15 protein-coding genes are annotated in these 17,651 nt (G+C 62.7%); 1 reads left to right on the top strand and 14 read right to left on the bottom strand.

Going from position 1 to position 17,651, the window contains the following annotated elements; genetic code table 11:
• Nucleotides 1-121 precede the first annotated feature (121 nt).
• Nucleotides 122-3,565: a DNA polymerase III subunit alpha gene (gene dnaE / locus V5F77_RS12095; RefSeq protein ID WP_429005597.1), complete on the bottom strand. Its 3,444-nt coding sequence runs from the start codon at nucleotides 3,563-3,565 to the stop codon at nucleotides 122-124.
• Between the two features lie 163 nt (nucleotides 3,566-3,728).
• On the opposite strand from dnaE, the gene V5F77_RS12090 reads away from it, so the two are divergent.
• The gene (locus V5F77_RS12090; RefSeq protein ID WP_429005596.1) at nucleotides 3,729-4,163 is read left to right on the top strand and encodes an EamA family transporter; all 435 of its coding nucleotides are present in this window, start codon (nucleotides 3,729-3,731) and stop codon (nucleotides 4,161-4,163) included.
• 18 nt (nucleotides 4,164-4,181) lie between these two features.
• Here V5F77_RS12090 and V5F77_RS12085 read toward each other — a convergent pair whose 3' ends face one another.
• The 13 genes from V5F77_RS12085 to nuoI all read right to left on the bottom strand — a co-directional run bounded on the left by V5F77_RS12085 (nucleotide 4,182) and on the right by nuoI (nucleotide 17,613).
• On the bottom strand, nucleotides 4,182-4,892 hold the full coding sequence (locus V5F77_RS12085; RefSeq protein ID WP_429005595.1) for an ABC transporter ATP-binding protein: 711 nt from the start codon (nucleotides 4,890-4,892) through the stop codon (nucleotides 4,182-4,184).
• Nucleotides 4,892-6,184 (bottom strand): lipoprotein-releasing ABC transporter permease subunit, encoded by a 1,293-nt coding sequence (locus tag V5F77_RS12080; RefSeq protein ID WP_429005594.1) that lies wholly within the window; start codon nucleotides 6,182-6,184, stop codon nucleotides 4,892-4,894. Before V5F77_RS12080 ends, V5F77_RS12085 begins: the two co-directional genes overlap by 1 nt.
• Nucleotides 6,185-6,198: 14 nt before the next feature.
• The gene (gene proS / locus V5F77_RS12075) at nucleotides 6,199-7,521 is read right to left on the bottom strand and encodes a proline--tRNA ligase (protein ID WP_429005593.1); all 1,323 of its coding nucleotides are present in this window, start codon (nucleotides 7,519-7,521) and stop codon (nucleotides 6,199-6,201) included.
• A 421-nt stretch (nucleotides 7,522-7,942) separates the two neighbouring features.
• Nucleotides 7,943-8,212, bottom strand: coding sequence for a DUF1467 family protein (locus V5F77_RS12070; protein ID WP_429005592.1), 270 nt, complete (start codon nucleotides 8,210-8,212; stop codon nucleotides 7,943-7,945).
• Nucleotides 8,213-8,225: 13 nt separating this feature from the next.
• A complete protein-coding gene (gene mce / locus V5F77_RS12065; RefSeq protein WP_429005591.1) occupies nucleotides 8,226-8,630 on the bottom strand; it encodes a methylmalonyl-CoA epimerase in 405 nt (134 codons plus the stop codon).
• A gap of 56 nt (nucleotides 8,631-8,686) precedes the next feature.
• Entirely contained in the window at nucleotides 8,687-10,354 is a 1,668-nt protein-coding gene (locus tag V5F77_RS12060; RefSeq protein WP_429005590.1) for a ribonuclease J, read from the bottom strand.
• A gap of 8 nt (nucleotides 10,355-10,362) precedes the next feature.
• Entirely contained in the window at nucleotides 10,363-11,130 is a 768-nt protein-coding gene (locus V5F77_RS12055) for a biotin--[acetyl-CoA-carboxylase] ligase (protein ID WP_429005589.1), read from the bottom strand.
• 3 nt (nucleotides 11,131-11,133) lie between these two features.
• Entirely contained in the window at nucleotides 11,134-12,561 is a 1,428-nt protein-coding gene (gene nuoN, locus V5F77_RS12050) for an NADH-quinone oxidoreductase subunit NuoN (RefSeq protein ID WP_429005588.1), read from the bottom strand.
• A 14-nt stretch (nucleotides 12,562-12,575) separates the two neighbouring features.
• Nucleotides 12,576-14,090 (bottom strand): NADH-quinone oxidoreductase subunit M, encoded by a 1,515-nt coding sequence (locus V5F77_RS12045; protein ID WP_429005587.1) that lies wholly within the window; start codon nucleotides 14,088-14,090, stop codon nucleotides 12,576-12,578.
• Nucleotides 14,091-14,092: 2 nt separating this feature from the next.
• A complete protein-coding gene (gene nuoL, locus V5F77_RS12040) occupies nucleotides 14,093-16,018 on the bottom strand; it encodes an NADH-quinone oxidoreductase subunit L (RefSeq protein WP_429005586.1) in 1,926 nt (641 codons plus the stop codon).
• A gap of 4 nt (nucleotides 16,019-16,022) precedes the next feature.
• Nucleotides 16,023-16,331 carry an NADH-quinone oxidoreductase subunit NuoK gene (gene nuoK / locus V5F77_RS12035; RefSeq protein WP_429005585.1) on the bottom strand — a complete coding sequence of 103 codons (309 nt, stop codon included), beginning with the start codon at nucleotides 16,329-16,331 and terminating at the stop codon, nucleotides 16,023-16,025.
• A gap of 9 nt (nucleotides 16,332-16,340) precedes the next feature.
• On the bottom strand, nucleotides 16,341-16,955 hold the full coding sequence (locus tag V5F77_RS12030; protein WP_429005584.1) for an NADH-quinone oxidoreductase subunit J: 615 nt from the start codon (nucleotides 16,953-16,955) through the stop codon (nucleotides 16,341-16,343).
• Nucleotides 16,956-17,124: 169 nt separating this feature from the next.
• A complete protein-coding gene (gene nuoI / locus V5F77_RS12025; protein ID WP_348844923.1) occupies nucleotides 17,125-17,613 on the bottom strand; it encodes an NADH-quinone oxidoreductase subunit NuoI in 489 nt (162 codons plus the stop codon).
• Nucleotides 17,614-17,651: the final 38 nt, after the last annotated feature.

Raw genomic sequence — 17,651 nt, 5'->3', positions numbered from 1 at the left:
GATCTCGACGCGCGGTCTTCGCATTTTTGGATAGTTCAGCTTTGGACAAGCCTGCAAAATAACACCTGCAGGCCCGAGCCTAGCAGTCAGCGCCGAGCCAATAAGCACACCCCTGCCGCGCTCACGCCGCCTCGACCGCCACCACGCCAGGAATCGCCTTGATGGCTCCCGCGATCTGCGGTGACACCGGGTAGCGGCCATCGAGGCGAATCTCGACCTCGGCCTTGCCCTGGTCCATCAGCAGGATAAGGCACACCTCGCCATCGCCTTTGCCGCCGGAGAGACGCTTAGCGATTCCCTCCAAAGGATCCGTTGATTTCACGAAAATGCGCAGGCTCTTGTGATGCTTGGCCGTGGCCGCGTCGAGCCGCTCGCAGCTCTGGATGCGAACGCGCACATCCTCCCCCTGAAGCTCCGCATTCACCATCATCAGCAGTGGCGTGCCAGGCTCCAGCAGGTCGCGGTAATGGGCGAGTCCTTCCGAGAAGATCACCGCCTCGAAATGCCCGGACGGGTCAGAAAGGCCGACGATGCCCATGCGCGTGCCGGATTTGGTGCGCCGCTCCTGCTTGGAAACCACGGTAGCGGCGAGCCGCCCCGCCGCAGCGCCCGCGCGCACGCCGCGGGCAAAATCATTGAACGGCTGTACGCGCAGCTTGCGCAGGGCATCTGAATAATCATCCAGCGGATGGCCGGTGAGGAAGAAGCCGATGGCGTCATATTCGCGCTGAAGACGCTCCGCTGCTTCCCAGGGCGCGGCGTCCGGCAAGGGCAGATCCGCCTTCACAGGGCCGGAGCCGAACATATCGTTCTGCCCCATCGCCCTGCCCTGCTCCTCGCGCGCGGCATGGGCGGCGATCGAATCCAGCGCGGCAAAAGCCCGCGCCCGGTTCTTCTCCAGCACGTCGAAGCAGCCGGCGGCGACCAGGCTTTCCAGCGTGCGCTTGTTCACCAGCTTCGCCGGCAGGCGATCGGCGAAATCAGATAGCGAGGCGAAATGCTTCTGCGACCGCGCCGCCACCAGGGCCTCCACAGCCGCGCCGCCAACACCCTTGATGGCGGCCATCGCGTACACGATTTTCCCGTCCACCACGGCGAACTCGCGTGTGGAAAGATTGATGTTCGGCGCAACCACTTCAATCCCGAGCCGCTGCGCTTCCTGGCGGAATTCCGCCAGCTTGTCCGTGTTGCCCATGTCGAGGGTCATGGAGGCGGCGAGAAATTCGGTCGGATAGTTCGCCTTCAGCCATGCCGTCTGATAAGCGACCAGGGCATAGGCCGCCGCGTGGGATTTGTTGAAGCCGTAGTCCGCGAACTTGGCCAGCAGGTCGAAGATGGTGTCCGCCTGCGCCTTCGGCACGCCCCGCTCGCTCGCGCCCGAGACGAAACGCTCGCGTTGCTTCTCCATCTCGGCGCGGATTTTCTTGCCCATGGCACGGCGCAGCAGATCCGCTTCGCCCAGCGAATAGCCCGCCAGCGCCTGGGCGATCTGCATCACCTGTTCCTGGTAGATGATAACGCCGAACGTCTCCTTCAGGTACGGCTCAAGCTTGGGGTGGATATAGTCCGGCTGCGCGCGACCATGCTTGCAATCGCAATAGACCGGAATATTGGCCATGGGCCCAGGACGGTAAAGGGCCACCAGCGCGATAAGGTCTTCTACCCGGTCCGCCTTCATATCCACCAGCGCGCGGCGCATGCCCGCGCTTTCCACCTGGAACACGCCCACCGTCTCGCCGCGGGCCAGCATGGCGTAGGTCTTGGGATCGTCGAGTGGAATCTTCGAAATATCGAGGTCTATGCCGCGCTGGTGCACCAGCTTCACGGCCTTTTCGATGGTGGTGAGGGTCTTGAGGCCCAGGAAGTCGAACTTCACGAGGCCGGCCTGTTCCACCCATTTCATATTGTACTGGGTGACCGGCATATCGGACTTGGGATCGCGATAGAGCGGCACCAGTTCGTGGAGCGGTCGGTCTCCAATCACAATACCCGCGGCATGGGTCGAAGCGTGGCGATTCAGCCCTTCCAGGCGCACCGCGATGTCGAAAGCGCGTTTGACCACCTCTTCCTCAGCCTGCGCCGCCTGAAGGCGCGGCTCGTCGTGGATCGCCTGCTTCAGAGTAACTGGCGCGGCGGGGTTCTGCGGCACCAGCTTGCAGAGCTTATCCACCTGGCCATAGGGCATTTCCAACACCCGGCCGACGTCGCGCAGCACACCGCGCGCCTGGAGCGTACCGAAGGTGATGATCTGCGCTACCTGCGCACGCCCATAACGCTGCTGCACATAATGAATCACCTCGTCGCGGCGCTCCTGGCAGAAGTCCACGTCGAAGTCCGGCATGGACACGCGGTCCGGATTGAGGAAGCGCTCGAACAGCAGGCCGAAGCGCAACGGATCGAGGTCGGTGATCTGGAGCGAATAGGCCACCAGCGAGCCGGCACCGGAACCGCGTCCCGGCCCCACCGGAATGTCGTGCGCCTTCGCCCATTTGATGAAGTCCGACACGATGAGGAAGTAGCCGGGAAACTTCATCTTGGTGATGACGGACAATTCGTAGGCGAGCCGCTCCTCATAGACGGCCACTTCCAGTCCCGGCGCCGGGCCGTGCTTGGCGAGACGGGCTACCAACCCTTCCTGCGCCTGCCGCTCAAGTTCCGCCGCCTCCTCGGCCAGCGGATCATCACCACCGCCGCCGCCGGTAGTGAACCGGGGCAGGATCGGCTTTACCGTACGCACCCGATAGGCACAGCGCTGGGCAATCTCCACCGTGTTTGCCGTCGCCTCGGGCAAATCGGCGAAGAGAGTCAGCATCTCCTCGCGGGTCTTGAAGCGGTGGTCGGAAGTCAGGCGGGGGCGGGCGCCATCGGCCACTACGCGCCCCTCGGCGATGCAGCCGAGCGCATCGTGGGCCTCGTAATCGCCATGAGAACCGAAGAACGGCTCGTTAGTGGCCACCAGAGGCAGCGCACGGGAATAGGCAAGATCCAGCAATTGCGGCTCGACGATGCGCTCTCGCTCCATCCCGTGGCGCTGGAGTTCCACATAGAAGCGATCACCGAACATCTCGCGCAGCATGTCGAGCCGGTCGGCGGCCAGATCGGCATGGCCGGCGGCAAGCGCCCGGTCGACGGGGCCATTGGGGCCGCCCGTCAGGGCAATCAGTCCCTCGTTGGCCTCCCGCAGCCAATCGAGGGAGATGCGCGATTCCTCATCGCTCGGCGTCTCCATGAAGGCGCGTGAGACCAGCTTCATCAGATTGCGCCAACCGATTTCGCGGGCGGCCAGAAGAACCAGGCGCGGCTTCTTCGGCGGAAGGGCACCGCGCGGGCCAGCTGCTTCCACGAGGTCCACCGCCAGCGAACATCCCATGATGGGCTGAATGCCGGACCCGGCCATCTTCTCCGAGAATTCCAACGCGCCGAACAGATTGCCGGTGTCGGTCAGGGCCAAAGCGGGCTGCGCATCAGCCTTAGCCAAGTCGGCCAGCTTGCCGATCGAGAGCGCCCCCTCCAGCAGGGAATAGGAGGAATGGACATGGAGATGGACGAAGCCGGGAGTGCGCATGAATCTTCCAGAGCGATACGCGCGGAGGCCGCGCACGAGTCGCGATCTCGCATTCTACCCCAGATCGGACGCCCAACCGCCAAGGGCAAGTGCAACTTTCCATTTGCCAGTCGCCCTTGATCCCCGGCATTTCCCCGCGCACGTGAGAAGACGGGGTAACGAGATGCGGACCTTCATCGGCAGCTGGCAGTTCTGGGCGCTTGGGGCCGCCATATTTGCAGCGCTGACGGCCATCTTCGGCAAGGTGGGCGTCAGCGCTGTGCACAGCGACCTCGCAACCCTCATCCGCACCATCGTGATCCTCGCGATCATCACTTTGGTGGTCGTCGGCGGAAACGCGTGGCAGCCGCTCGACACCATTTCCTCCAAGACCTGGCTTTTCCTGGTCCTGTCGGGGTGCGCCACAGGCGCTTCCTGGCTGTGCTATTTCCGGGCACTCCAGATCGGCGATGCCGGTCAGGTGGCCCCGCTGGACAAGCTGAGCGTGGTCATGGTCGCGATATTCGGCGCGATTTTTCTCGGCGAACGGCTTTCCGCCACCAATTGGCTCGGTGTCGCCCTGATCGCCGGCGGCGCGGTTCTGGTTGCCATGCGCTGAAGAGTGCGGGCCGAAGCCTCACTCCAACTCGACGATACGTCCATCGATTACAGTAACCCGCCGGTGCATGCGTGCCGCCAATTGCAGATTGTGAGTGGCGATGATGGCGGCGACGCCGGTGGCGTGGACCAGTTCCGCCAGGGCGCCGAATACGTGGTCGGAGGTCTTGGGATCGAGATTGCCGGTCGGCTCGTCGGCTAAAAGCAGGCGCGGCGCGTTAGCGAGCGCCCGGGCAATGGCGACACGCTGCTGTTCGCCGCCGGAAAGCTCAGACGGGCGATGGACGAGGCGATGGCCCAGGCCCAGATAGCTCAGCAGATCCTTCGCCCGCGCCGCCGCGTCCTTCTTCGTGAGGCCGCGGATCATCTGCGGCATCATCACGTTTTCCAGCGCCGAGAATTCCGCTAGCAGATTGTGGGACTGGTAGACGAAGCCGACATGCACCCGCCGCATGCGGGTGCGCTCGCGATCCGGGAGCTTGACGGTCGGCTGGCCGTCGATGAACACCTCGCCCTCGTCGGGATGCTCCAGCAGCCCTGCCATATGCAGAAGCGTGGACTTGCCGGATCCCGAAGGCGCCACCAGCGCCACCGATTGCCCGCGTTCCACAACTAAATCGGCACCGCGCAGGACTTCGATGGTGCCGGCACCCTGGATGTAGCGCCGCCCGACCCCGGCAAGCGCTAGGGCCGGGGGGGCTGGCTCGGTCTGAAAGGGGGAGACTGCCATCACTCGTATCTCAACGCTTCCACCGGATCGAGCCGAGCGGCTCGCCAGGAGGGATAAAGGGTCGCGAGCAGCGACAGCACAAGCGCCATCACCACGACCGAGGTTGTTTCCCCGGCATTCATCTCCGCCGGCAGGCGGCTGAGATAATACAGCTCCGGCGAGAACAGCTCGGTCGAGGTGAGATAGGAGATGAAGCGGCGGATCTCCTCGATATTGAGGCACACCAGAACGCCCAGCGCGAGACCCACGAGAGTTCCCACCACGCCGATGCTCGCGCCGGTGATGAGGAACACGCGCATAATCGATCCCTGGGTCGCGCCCATGGTCCGCAACACCGCGATGTCTCGCCCCTTGTCCTTCACCAGCATGATGAGACCGGACACGATGTTCAGCGCCGCCACCAGCACGATCAGCGTAAGGATGAGAAACATCACGTTGCGCTCGACCTGGAGCGCATTGAAGAAGGTGGCGTTGCGCTGCCGCCAGTCCACGAGATAGACCGGCCGCTCCGCCGCCGCCTGGATTGCCGGCTTGAGAATCGCGACGTCGTCGGGATTGTCGATATAGACCTCGATGGCGTTCACGTCGTTCGGGCGATTGAAATAAGCCTGCGCCTCGGGCAGCGGCATAAACAGGAAGGCGCTGTCGTATTCCGACATGCCGATCTCGAATACCGCGGCGATCTTATAGACCTTGATGCGCGGCGAGGTGCCCATGGGCGTCACCGCTCCGCGCGGCGCCACCAGGGTGATGTTGTCCCCTGCCCGCAGCGACAATTGGTCGGCAAGGCGTTTGCCGATCGCCACCCCCTGCCCCTGGTCGAAGCCCTCAAGGGTGCCCTGGCGGATGTTGTTCGCAATGGACGGTAGACCGCGCAGGTTTTGTTCCGACATCCCACGCGCCAACACGCCACTGGCATTATAGGGAGAGGAGGCCAAAGCCTGCCCCTCCACCAGCGGCACGGCGAGACGCACGCCCTTGAGCTTTGCGATTCTGTCCGCAACCGCGATGTAGTCGGTCAGCGGCGTCTCCAGGGGCTGCACCAGCAGATGGCCGTTGAGGCCCAGGATCTTGCCCAGCAATTCCTGCCGAAAGCCGTTCATCACCGCCATGACGATGATGAGAGTCGCCACCCCGAGCACGATGCCGAGGAAGGAAAAACCGGCGATGACCGAGATGAAGCCCTCTTTGCGGCGTGCCCGCAAATAGCGCAAGGACAGCATCCACTCGAAGGCCGAGAACGGCCGCGTGCCCGACGGCTCAGCCGTGCGGGCCGCAGAAGCTGGAGCCATGCGCTGGCCTCCCGTCATTTCTTGAGCCTTTCATAAGCGTCCGCGATCGACATCAGCTCGCGCGAGCCGTCCGAGCGGCGCTTCAATTCCACCTTGCCCTCAGCAAGGCTCTTGGGACCCACCAGGATCTGCCAAGGCAGCCCGATGAGATCGGCGGTCGCGAACTTGCCGCCCGCCCGTTCCTCGGTATCATCCAGCAGCACGTCGACACCGCTGGCGGTGAGCTTGGCATAAAGCTCATTGCAGGCGCCATCGACCGCGGCATCACCCACCTTGAGGTTGAGAATGCCGACCTGGAAGGGCGCCACCGCATCCGGCCAGATGATCCCGTTCTCGTCGTGGGAGGCCTCGATCATGGCCGCAACGAGGCGCGAGGGACCAATTCCGTAAGACCCCATGTGAATGGGGTGCTCGGCACCATCCGGTCCCTGAACCTTGGCGCCGAAGGGATCGGAATATTTCGTGCCGAAATAGAAGATATGGCCCACCTCAATGCCGCGGGCGGCCATGCGGCGCGGCTCGGGAATCGCAGCGAAGGCTGCCTCGTCGTGTTTCTCCGAGGTCGCGGCATAGAGGGTCGTCCACTGGTCGAACACGCCCTGGAGCTGGCCAGCGTCATCGAAATTCACGTCGGCGGCCGGCGGGGCGAGGTCGAGATAATCGGCGTGACAAAACACCTCGCTCTCGCCGGTGGAGGCAAGAATGATGAACTCATGCGAGAGATTGCCGCCGATCGGCCCGGTATCGGCCACCATGGGAATCGCTTTCAGCCCCATCCGCGAGAAGGTGCGCAAATAGGCGACGAACATCTTGTTGTAGGAATGGCGGGCGCCTTCCGCATCGAGGTCGAAGGAATAGGCGTCCTTCATCAAAAACTCGCGCGAGCGATAAACGCCGAAGCGCGGGCGCACCTCGTCCCGGAACTTCCACTGAATATGGTAAAGGTTCAGAGGCAGGCTCTTGTAGGATTTCACGTACGCCCGCACGATCTCGGTGATCATTTCCTCATTGGTGGGGCCGAATAACATCTCGCGTTCATGACGGTCGCGGATGCGCAGCATCTCCTTGCCGTAATCGTCATAGCGACCGCTCTCGCGCCACAGATCCGCCGACTGGATGGTTGGCATCAGCAGTTCGATAGCACCGGCGCGATTCTGCTCCTCGCGGATAATGTTGCAGATCTTGGTCAGCACCCGGTGACCGAGGGGAAGCCAGGCATAGATGCCCGCGCTCTCCTGCCGCACCATGCCGGCGCGCAGCATGAGCCGGTGCGAAACGATCTCCGCCTCCTTCGGTACTTCGCGAAGGATCGGCAGAAAATAGCGAGACAAGCGCATCTGGATGACTCTGCGGCTGGACGTTTCAAAGGCGTGACGGAGAGAAAGCGGAACGGTCGGCAAAATACAAGCCCGCCCCGATCCCGCCCGTGCTGCGACGCAGCAAATCATCTATTGCGGCGCAAGGATGACAAAGCGGTAAATCTTGTTCTACTTTGGGCTGGCCAAAAGAAAGGGGACCGCCATTGCGTCCGAGCGACGCGATGGGGAGGGTCCGAGTCTCGGGAGGATCCTAAACAACAAGCCGACCGACGACCGTCAATGAAGGCGCGCGAAATTCGGGAACGGCAGCACTGAAGGATCGAGCGGCTGCACCCGCTGCGAACCACAATAAAGTGCTTGGAAACGAAAAAGGCGAGACTCTGGTCTCGCCTTTTTTGTTCTCACCGGCCTTGCTAACGACCGACACGAGCACAAGCCCTTATTCGTCAACGCTGAACGGCATGGGGAAATCCTCCAGGGTGAGGATGCCGTTCATCACGATATAAAACAGGCCAAAGGTGACGATGGCCGCCACCACCGTGGTCGCCGCCACCTTGCGCAACAGGAACGGCCGCGTCGGTGCACCGGGATCCGTGCCGGGCTCGACCTGCTGAGCCTCAGCTTGAGAGCGCACACCGAACGGCAGGATGGCGAACAACACCGTCCACCAGACAATAAAATAAATGGCGAGTATCGATCCGATCTTCACGGGTTTCGCGTCCTCACGCCTGTTCCAGCTCCACCAGCGTGCCGTTGAAATCCTTCGGGTGCAGGAACAGCACCGGCTTGCCGTGCGCCCCGATTCTCGGCTCGCCGCTGCCGAGCACGCGTGCACCCGTCGCCTTGAGCTGGTCACGGGCGGAAAGGATATCCTCCACCTCGTAGCAGATGTGATGGATCCCGCCGTCGGGATTGCGCTCCAGGAATTTCAGGATCGGCGAATCCGCGCCGAGCGGCTCCAGCAGTTCAATCTTCGTGTTGGGCAGGTTGATGAAGACCGTGCTCACGCCATGCTCATGCTGCGGCACCACCTCGGACACGTCAGCGCCCAAAGTGTCACGATAGAGGGCGGAGGCCGCCGCAATATCGCGCACTGCTATGGCCACATGATTGAGCCGGCCGATCATCGCACCCCTCCCGCTTACATTTCGACGGCGTCGCTGTTGCCTGCCGGACCGCCCTATCAAACTTCGAGAATATGAACGTGGCAAACCGGTTTTTTGCCCCAGAGGCCGTTCACCGCAGCTCGCACCGCGCGCTCGATGGTTTCGGCGAGGGCGTCCGGGTCGCGACGGCGGGCGCGTGGCAGGCCGTTCATAGTCGCCACCACCGTATCGAAGACGTGGTCCAGCATGTCTATGCCGCCCTCCCCCCGCTCGGGAATTCCGGTCAGTTCGAGGGCCGGCTCTCCCACCAGGCCGCCCTTCTGATCAATTGCGACGGCTACCGATACGACACCGACATAGCCAAGGCGGCGACGCTCTGGGATTGTCGACGCGGTGTCAGACACCAGCAGGCGGCCATCCTTGTAAAGGCGACCGAAGGGAATATCGTCCACCCGTTCGGCCGGGCCAGGCGCAAGCCGGATCACATTGCCGTCGAAGCAACTCACCACTTCCGGCACACCAAGGCCGCGCGCCAAGCTCGCATGCTCCGCGAGGTGCAGCGGCTCGCCATGCACCGGCACGGACACCTGCGGACGCACCCAGCCATACATCTGTTCCAGTTCGCCGCGCCGGGGATGGCCGGAGACATGGACCAGCGCATCGCGGTCCGTCATCACACGGACGCCGCGCTTCACAAGCCCGTTGATGACCGTGTTCACGACCTTTTCGTTGCCGGGAATAGTGCGCGAGGAGAACACGACGAGGTCGCCCTTGGAGAGCGCGATTTCGGGATGGTCGTCCGTGGCGATGCGACTGAGGGCTGCGCGGGGCTCACCCTGCGAGCCGGTGAGAAGAGCCACGACCTTGTCGCGCGGCAGATAGCCATAGGCATCCGCGCCGCGGAACGGCGGGATGCCGTCCAACATACCGTGCTCGCGCGCGACACCGATCACCCGCTCCATGGCGCGCCCCACCACCACCACTTCGCGATCGGCCGCCAAGGCGGCCTCTGCAATGGAACGGATCCGCGCCACATTGGAGGAAAAGGTCGTGAAGCAGATGCGATGCTTCGCATTGGCGACGATCTCCTTCAGCGTCGCGCCGACATCCGCCTCCGAGGGGGAGACCCCCTCGCGAATGGCATTGGTGGAATCGCAGATGATGGCCCGCACACCCTCATCTCCGAGCGCCTGCAGGCGAGCAATGTCGGTGACGGAGCCAACCACGGGAGTCGGATCGAGCTTCCAGTCACCGGTATGCAGCACCAGGCCGAGAGACGTGCGGATTGCGATGGCGTTGCTGTCGGGAATGGAATGGGCGACCGGAATGAACTCGACCTCGAACGGGCCGATATGCGTCCGCGCTCCCGCGCGCACGACCGTTACCGGAATATTCGGCGCCCCCGGCTCGCCCCAGCGCTTCGCTTCCAGCAGGCCGGCAGTGAAGGCGGTGGTGTAGACCGGACATTTCAGCCGCGGCCACAGGTCAAGCACCGCACCCACATGGTCCTCATGGCCATGGGTGAGAATCAGGCCAACGATATTGGCCTTTTCCTTCTCAAGAAATCGGATGTCCGGCAGCACGAGATCCACGCCGGGGGCCTCGTCGCCGGCAAAGCTCATCCCGAGGTCCATCATCAGCCATTTGCGAGCACGCCGCGGGCCGAAACCGTAGAGACCAAGATTCATGCCGATCTCGCCGACCCCTCCAAGGGGTGCGAAGACGAGCTCATTATTTTCCGCCATGTGACCTATCATTCCGCCTTCGGCAGGGAGACATCGCCGGCGGTGATGATCTCTGCAATTCCATCCCGCCGCCGCAACATCATGGCGCCGCGAGCATCGATGCTCTCAAATCGTCCTGTCACTTCCCGCTCGCCAATACGCACCGCGACGGTGTCGCCGATGGCAAGGGCATGGCGCATCCAGTCCGTCCGCACCGAGGGAAAGCCGTTGCCGCCATTCCATTGGTTGAGTCGCACAGCCATGGACCGGTCTAGGGCTTCCAGCACCCGGTCAGGTGCGGTCGGCGCGCCGGCCGCTTCAAGGCTGGTGGCGCGATAGGGAAGATCCTCGGGATGATGCAGGCAATTGACGCCGAAGCCGATGACCGCCGCCGGGCGCCCCGCCGCGTCGGTGCCGCCCTCAACCAGGATGCCGGCGAGCTTGCCGCCGTCCAGCATCAGGTCGTTGGGCCATTTCAGTTTCAATCCGTCCGTCGTCAGCAATGGCGCTGCGGCCAGCACCGCATCCCGCAGCGCCAAACCCGCGACGAAGCAGAGCTGCGCCAGATAGGCGATCGGCGCGGGGTTCGGCAGCACCAGGGTGGCAAACAGGTTGCCAAGCTCCGAGGTCCACGGGCGACCGCGCCGGCCGCGACCCGCGCTCTGGATATCGGCGACGAGCCAAACGGGCATGGCCTCGCCGCGGGAAATCCGCGCGAGGCCTTCCGCATTGGTCGAACCAATCTCGGTGAATCGGACGATGGGAATCGTGGAGCTTTGGAAACGCTGCGCCGCCATAGTTCAGAAAAGTGCCCGGGCGGCCACGCCGGCCGCATTGATCAGCGGCGAGGGATAGACGAAATAGAAGATGGTGAACAGGCCGGAAAGGCCGAGTACCGCCTTCAGTTCGCCGGGCATGGGGTCGAAAGCCTCCGCCGGCTCGTCAAAATACATGATCTTGACGATGCGTAGGTAATAATACGCCCCCACAACCGAGGCGAGCACGCCGATCACCGCGAGGCCATACAGCCCCGCTTCAATCGCCGCGAGGAAGACATAATATTTCGCCAGGAATCCCGCGAGCGGAGGAATTCCGGCCAGAGAGAACATGAGCCCCCCCAGCAGCAACGCCATCATGGGATTGGTGCGTGCTAGGCCCGCCAGCTCGTCCACATTTTCCACTGCATTGCCATTGCGGCGCATGGACAGGACGCAGGCGAAGCTGCCCAGCGTCATCGCCACATAAATGGCCATATAGATAAGAACGCCACGAATGCCCTGGGGGGTGGCCGCAGCAAGCCCCACGAGCGCGAACCCCATGTGACCGATCGAGGAATAGGCGAGCAGCCGCTTGATGTTGCGCTGACCGATGGCGGCAAAGGCGCCGAGCACCATCGAGGCGATGGAAACGAAAGTGATGATCTGCTGCCAGGAATGGGTGATGTGCGGGAAGGCTTCCATCGCCACCCGCAGGAACACCGCCATGGCGGCGACCTTGGGCGCGGTTGCGAAGAAGGTGGTCACCGGGGTCGGCGCCCCCTCGTAGACGTCAGGTGTCCACATATGGAACGGAACGGCCGACACCTTGAAGCAGAGGCCGGCGAACAGGAACACGATACCAAACACCAGCCCGAGGGTGGGGGACGTCGCCGCTGCTGCGATGGCGCCGAAATTCACCGAATCCGTGAAGCCGTAGATCAGCGATGCCCCGTAGAGCAGCATGCCCGAGGACAGAGCGCCGAGGACGAAATATTTAAGGCCCGCCTCGGTGGACCGCACCGAGTCGCGATTATAGGCAGCGACCACATAGAGCGAGAGGCTCATCAGTTCGAGGCCGAGATAGAGCGCGATCAAATCCCCCGCCGAAACCAGCATGCACATGCCGAGCGTGGCGATCAGGATGAGCACCGGATATTCGAACTTGCTCTGCCGCTCGCGGTTGAGCCAATGCACCGAGAGGATGAGCGACACGAGGGCGCCCAGGATCGCCAGCGCCTTCATGAAGCGGCTGAAATCGTCGATCACGAGGCTTCCGTTGAACGCCGAGATGGCCGTGTGCGGCGCGATCAGGACCAGGATTCCGGCTGCGGCCAGCACCGCGATGGCAAGGCCGTTCACCAGATTGGCGGCCGCTTCGCCGCGGATTGCACCGACCAGCAGCAGCACGATCGCCGAGACGGCGAGCGTAACTTCGGGAAGAACGGCGCCGAGCGGAGGCAGGGACGACATCGGGCGACCTCGGGTCAGAAGCTGAACATCAGCGTGGCGGTCTTCACCGCCGACGCGACAGTATCGGTACGGGCGACGACCGCATTCACCGCCGTGGACGTCATGTCCAGGATCGGCGCCGGCCAGAAGCCGAACAGCACGGTAAGCACCACGAGCGGGGCAAGGATGGCAATCTCGCGCGGGCTGAGATCGAGCATGCCCTTGAGGTTCTCTTTCTCAAGCGGACCGAAGATCACGCGCCAGTAGAGCCACAGCGCGTAAGCGGCCGAAAAAATCACGCCGGTCGCCGCGAAGAAGGCGATCCAACTGTTGCGCTCGAACGCCGCCAGCATGGTGAGGAATTCACCGACGAAACCCGACGTGCCTGGCAGGCCGACATTGGCCATGGTGAAGATCATGAACGCTGTCGCATAGAGCGGCATCCGCTTCACGAGGCCGCCGTAGGCCGCAATGTCGCGGGTGTGCATACGGTCGTAGATCACGCCAACGCACAGGAACAGCGCGCCCGACACGAAGCCGTGGGAGATCATCAGGAACATCGCGCCCTGAAGCCCCTGCTCATTCATCGCGAACAGGCCCATGGTCACGAAGCCCATGTGCGCGATGGACGAATAGGCGATCAGCTTCTTGATATCGGTCTGAACCAGCGCCACCAGCGACGTGTAGATGATCGCGATCACGGAGAGCGTGAATACAAGTGGCGCGAACAGGTGCGACGCCTCGGGGAACATCGGCAGGGAGAAGCGGATGAAACCATAGCCGCCCATCTTCAACAGCACGCCGGCGAGGATCACCGAGCCCGCCGTGGGCGCCTCAACGTGGGCATCGGGCAGCCAGGTGTGCACCGGCCACATGGGCATCTTCACCGCGAACGAGGCGAAGAAGGCAAGCCATAGCCAAGTCTGCATGCCCACCGGGAAGCCATGGGTCATCAGGGTCGGCACGTCGGTGGTGCCAGCCTGCCAGTAGATGGCCATGATGGCCAGCATCATCAGAACCGACCCGGCCAGCGTATAGAGAAAGAACTTGAAGCTGGCATAGATACGGCGCGGGCCACCCCAGATACCGATGATGAGGAACATCGGGATCAGAGCTGCTTCGAAGAAGAAGTAGAACAGCACCAGATCGAGTGCGCAGAAGGTGCCGACCATCAGGGTCTCTAGCACCAGGAACGCGATCATATATTCCTTCACCCGCTTCTTTATGCTGTCCCAGCTCGCAAGGATGCAGAACGGCATGAGGAAGGTGGTGAGGATAATCAGCGGCAGCGAGATGCCGTCGATGCCCATGTGATAGGCGGCGACATCTCCAAGCCAGGGATGCTTCTCGACAAACTGGAAGCCGGCCGCCTTGGCGTCGAAGCCCGGCAGCAACAACAGCGAGACGATGAAGGTGACGAGCGTCGTCCACAGCGCCACCCAGCGGGCGTTGCGGGCGGACACTGCATCGTCACCCCGCACCACCAGGATGAACAGCGCCCCCACCAGGGGCAGGAAGGTGACGACGGAGAGGATGGGCCATGTGGTCATCGTCACACTCCGGCGAACATGAACCAGGTGATGAAGGCGGCGACGCCGATCAGCATCACGAAGGCATAGTGATAGAGATACCCGCTCTGCAGCCGCACGACCGAAGCCGTCACATCGAGCACTCGGGCGGAAACGCCGTCAGGGCCCATGCCATCAATAATTCGCCCGTCGCCCTGCTTCCACAGTACGCGGCCGATCCAAAGGACGGGACGGACGATGATGAAATTGTAGATCTCGTCGAAGTACCACTTGTTCAGCAGGAACTGGTACAGCGCGTCCTGGCTGCGCGCGAGCGCGACGGGAACCCTCGGATCGAGGACATAGAACCAGTAGGCGATCAGGAAGCCGAGCGCCATCATCACGGTCGGAGCATAGGCCGCCCAACCCGGAACGTCGTGCATTTCGTGCAGGATGTGGTTTTCGGCGCCCATGAAGATCGACTGGCGGAAGAAGTCCTGAACATGGTGGCCGACGAAGTCGCCGTAGAACACCATGCCCGCGAGCACCGATCCGACAGCGAGGATGCCGAGCGGGATTGTCATCGCCAGCGGCGATTCATGAGCCGCTTCATAATGGTGGTGGTCGTGGGGATGACCATGGAAGGTCATGAATATGAGACGCCACGAATAGAAAGAGGTCAGCGCCGCGGCGCCCACCGTCATCACCCAACCGTAAAGCGCGAAGCTGTTGTCGCTCGCCCAGGCCGCCTCAATGATCGCGTCTTTGGAATAATAGCCCGCGAGGAACGGAAAGCCGGTGATGGCCAAGGTGCCGATGAGCATCATGGCATAGGTGAAGGGGATCCTCTTATAGAGCCCGCCCATGTGGCGCATATCCTGCTCATGGTGCATCGCATTGATGACCGAGCCGGCGCAGAGGAACAGGAGCGCCTTGAAGCAGGCGTGGGTGAAGAGGTGGAACATCCCGATGGAATAGGCGCCCGCCCCCATGGCGACGAACATGTAGCCAAGCTGGGAACAGGTGGAATAGGCGATCACCTTCTTGATGTCGTTTTGGACCAGCGCGACGGTCGCCGCGAACATTGCGGTGGTCGCGCCCACCAGCATCACCACGTTCAGGGCCGTGTGCGAGAGCTCGAAGATGGGTGACATGCGCGCCACCATGAACACACCGGCGGTCACCATGGTGGCGGCATGGATGAGGGCGGAGACTGGGGTCGGCCCTTCCATCGCGTCCGGCAGCCAGGTGTGCAGCATGAACTGCGCCGACTTGCCCATGGCGCCGACGAACAGCAGTAGGGCGATGACGGTCGGTGCATCCCAGGCATGGCCGAGGAAGTTGATGCTCTTACCAACCAGCGAAGGTGCCTGGGCGAAGACCGCGTCGAAGGTGACCGAACCGGTCATAACAAACACGGCGAAGATGCCGAGCATGAAGCCGAAGTCGCCGACGCGGTTCACCACGAAGGCCTTCATGGCCGCCGCATTCGCCGAGGGTTTCTCATACCAGAAGCCGATCAGCAGGTAGGAGGCGAGACCCACGCCTTCCCAACCGAAGAACAGCTGGACCAGATTGTCCGCCGTCACCAGCATCAGCATGGCGAAGGTGAACAAGGAGAGATAGGCAAAGAAGCGCTGGCGGCTCGGATCCTCGTGCATGTAGCCGATGGAATAGAGGTGAACCAGCGAGGAGACCGTCGTCACCACGATCAGCATGATCGCGGTCATGGTATCGATTCGGAACGCCCAGTCGATCTTGAGGTCGCCCACGTGGATCCAGCGCATCACCTGCACGTGCGCGTCGTGTCCGCCGAAGCCCACCTGGAAGAAGGCGACCCAGGCCAGCGCGCAGGCGATGAACAGAAATGCGGTGGTGATGATCTCGGTCGGACGCGCGCCGATGACGCGGCCGAACAGGCCCGCAATGAGGAAGCCGATGAGGGGGAGAAAGACGATCGCCTGATACATGGCCTCAGCCCTTCATGGCATTGATGTCCTCGACGGCGATCGAACCGCGGTTGCGGTAGAACACCACGAGGATGGCGAGTCCGATGGCCGCCTCGGCGGCAGCGACCGTCAGCACCAGGAGCGCGAACACCTGGCCGATGATGCTGCCGTGGAAGGCGGAGAAGGCGACCAGATTGATGTTCACGGCGAGCAGGATCAGCTCCACCGACATCAGGATGACGATCACGTTCTTCCGGTTCAGGAAAATGCCGAGCGTGCCCAGCGTGAACAGGATCGCCGCGACCGTGAGATAGTGGGAAAGCGAAATGTCCATCTTTCCCTCCTATATGCCCTGGCCCGGACGCACCTTGACCACTTCCATGGCGGTCTCGGGCGTGCGGGCAACCTGGGCGGAGACGTTCTGGCGCTTCACGTTCACCTTGTGGCGCAGCGTGAGGACGATGGCACCAATCATCGCTACGAGCAGGACCATGCCCGAGGCTTCGAAGAAATAGACATAGTCGGTGTAGAGCACCAAGCCGAGCGCCTTCGTGTTGCTGATCGCAACCGCGCCAGCTACCGCGGCCTTGGGCAGTTGCGCTACTGCCGGGGCGGTCGCCCAGGTTCCGACCACCAGGATCAACTCCACCAGAAATACGACGCCCACCAGGGCGCCCACCGGCAGATATTGCAGGAACCCTTGCCGCAGCTCGACGAAGTCCACGTCCAGCATCATGACGACGAAGAGGAAGAGCACCGCCACTGCACCGACGTAGACCACCACGAGGATCAGTGCGAGGAACTCAACGCCGATCAAGATGAACAGGCCCGCCGCGTTGACGAAGCACAGGATGAGGAACAGGACCGAGTGGACCGGGTTGCGGGAGGATATGACCATGAAGGCCGACGCCACCAGGACGCTAGCGAAGAGATAGAAAAACACTGCCGCGACACTCATGCGCCGAGCTCCCCTCTCCGCGGCGCCGTGGCACCGCTCCTATGCGGCCGCGCGTGGCGGCCGGCCCGTCGATAGACCGTACCCATCACATAAGTCCACTGTCTCGGGTTCGCGCAGGACGCGCGTCCCTCAGCCCAAACTCTAACTGCCCGCAGATGCGGACCAACGCTCACCGATAAGGAGCATCCAGCGCGATGGACTGCGCGATCTCGCGCTCCCACCGGTCGCCATTGGCGAGCAGGCGTTCCTTGTCGTAATACAATTCCTCACGGGTCTCGGTCGCGAACTCGAAGTTCGGCCCCTCGACAATGGCATCCACCGGGCAGGCTTCCTGGCAGAAGCCGCAATAGATGCACTTCACCATGTCGATGTCGTAACGCGTCGTGCGGCGGGTGCCGTCGTTGCGGCGCGGGCCGGCTTCGATGGTGATGGCCTGAGCGGGGCAGATGGCCTCGCACAATTTGCAGGCGATGCAGCGCTCTTCCCCATTGGGATAGCGGCGCAACGCATGCTCGCCCCGGAAGCGCGGCGAGATGGGATTCTTCTCGAACGGGTAGTTGATGGTCGCCTTGGGCGCAAAGAAATAGCGCATGGCGAGCACAAAACCCGAGAGAAACTCGGTGAGGAAAACGGCGCGGGCCGCTTGATCCAGCTTCATGGCGTCGCTCCCGCCGCGCCGACGCGGCCGAATGAAAA

Origin of the sequence: Roseixanthobacter psychrophilus, assembly GCF_043195195.1 — a bacterium.
Taxonomy (GTDB): domain Bacteria; phylum Pseudomonadota; class Alphaproteobacteria; order Rhizobiales; family Xanthobacteraceae; genus NCEH01.
Note: the sequence above shows the minus strand (reverse complement) of the source record. Positions and strands in the feature narration are given on the sequence as shown.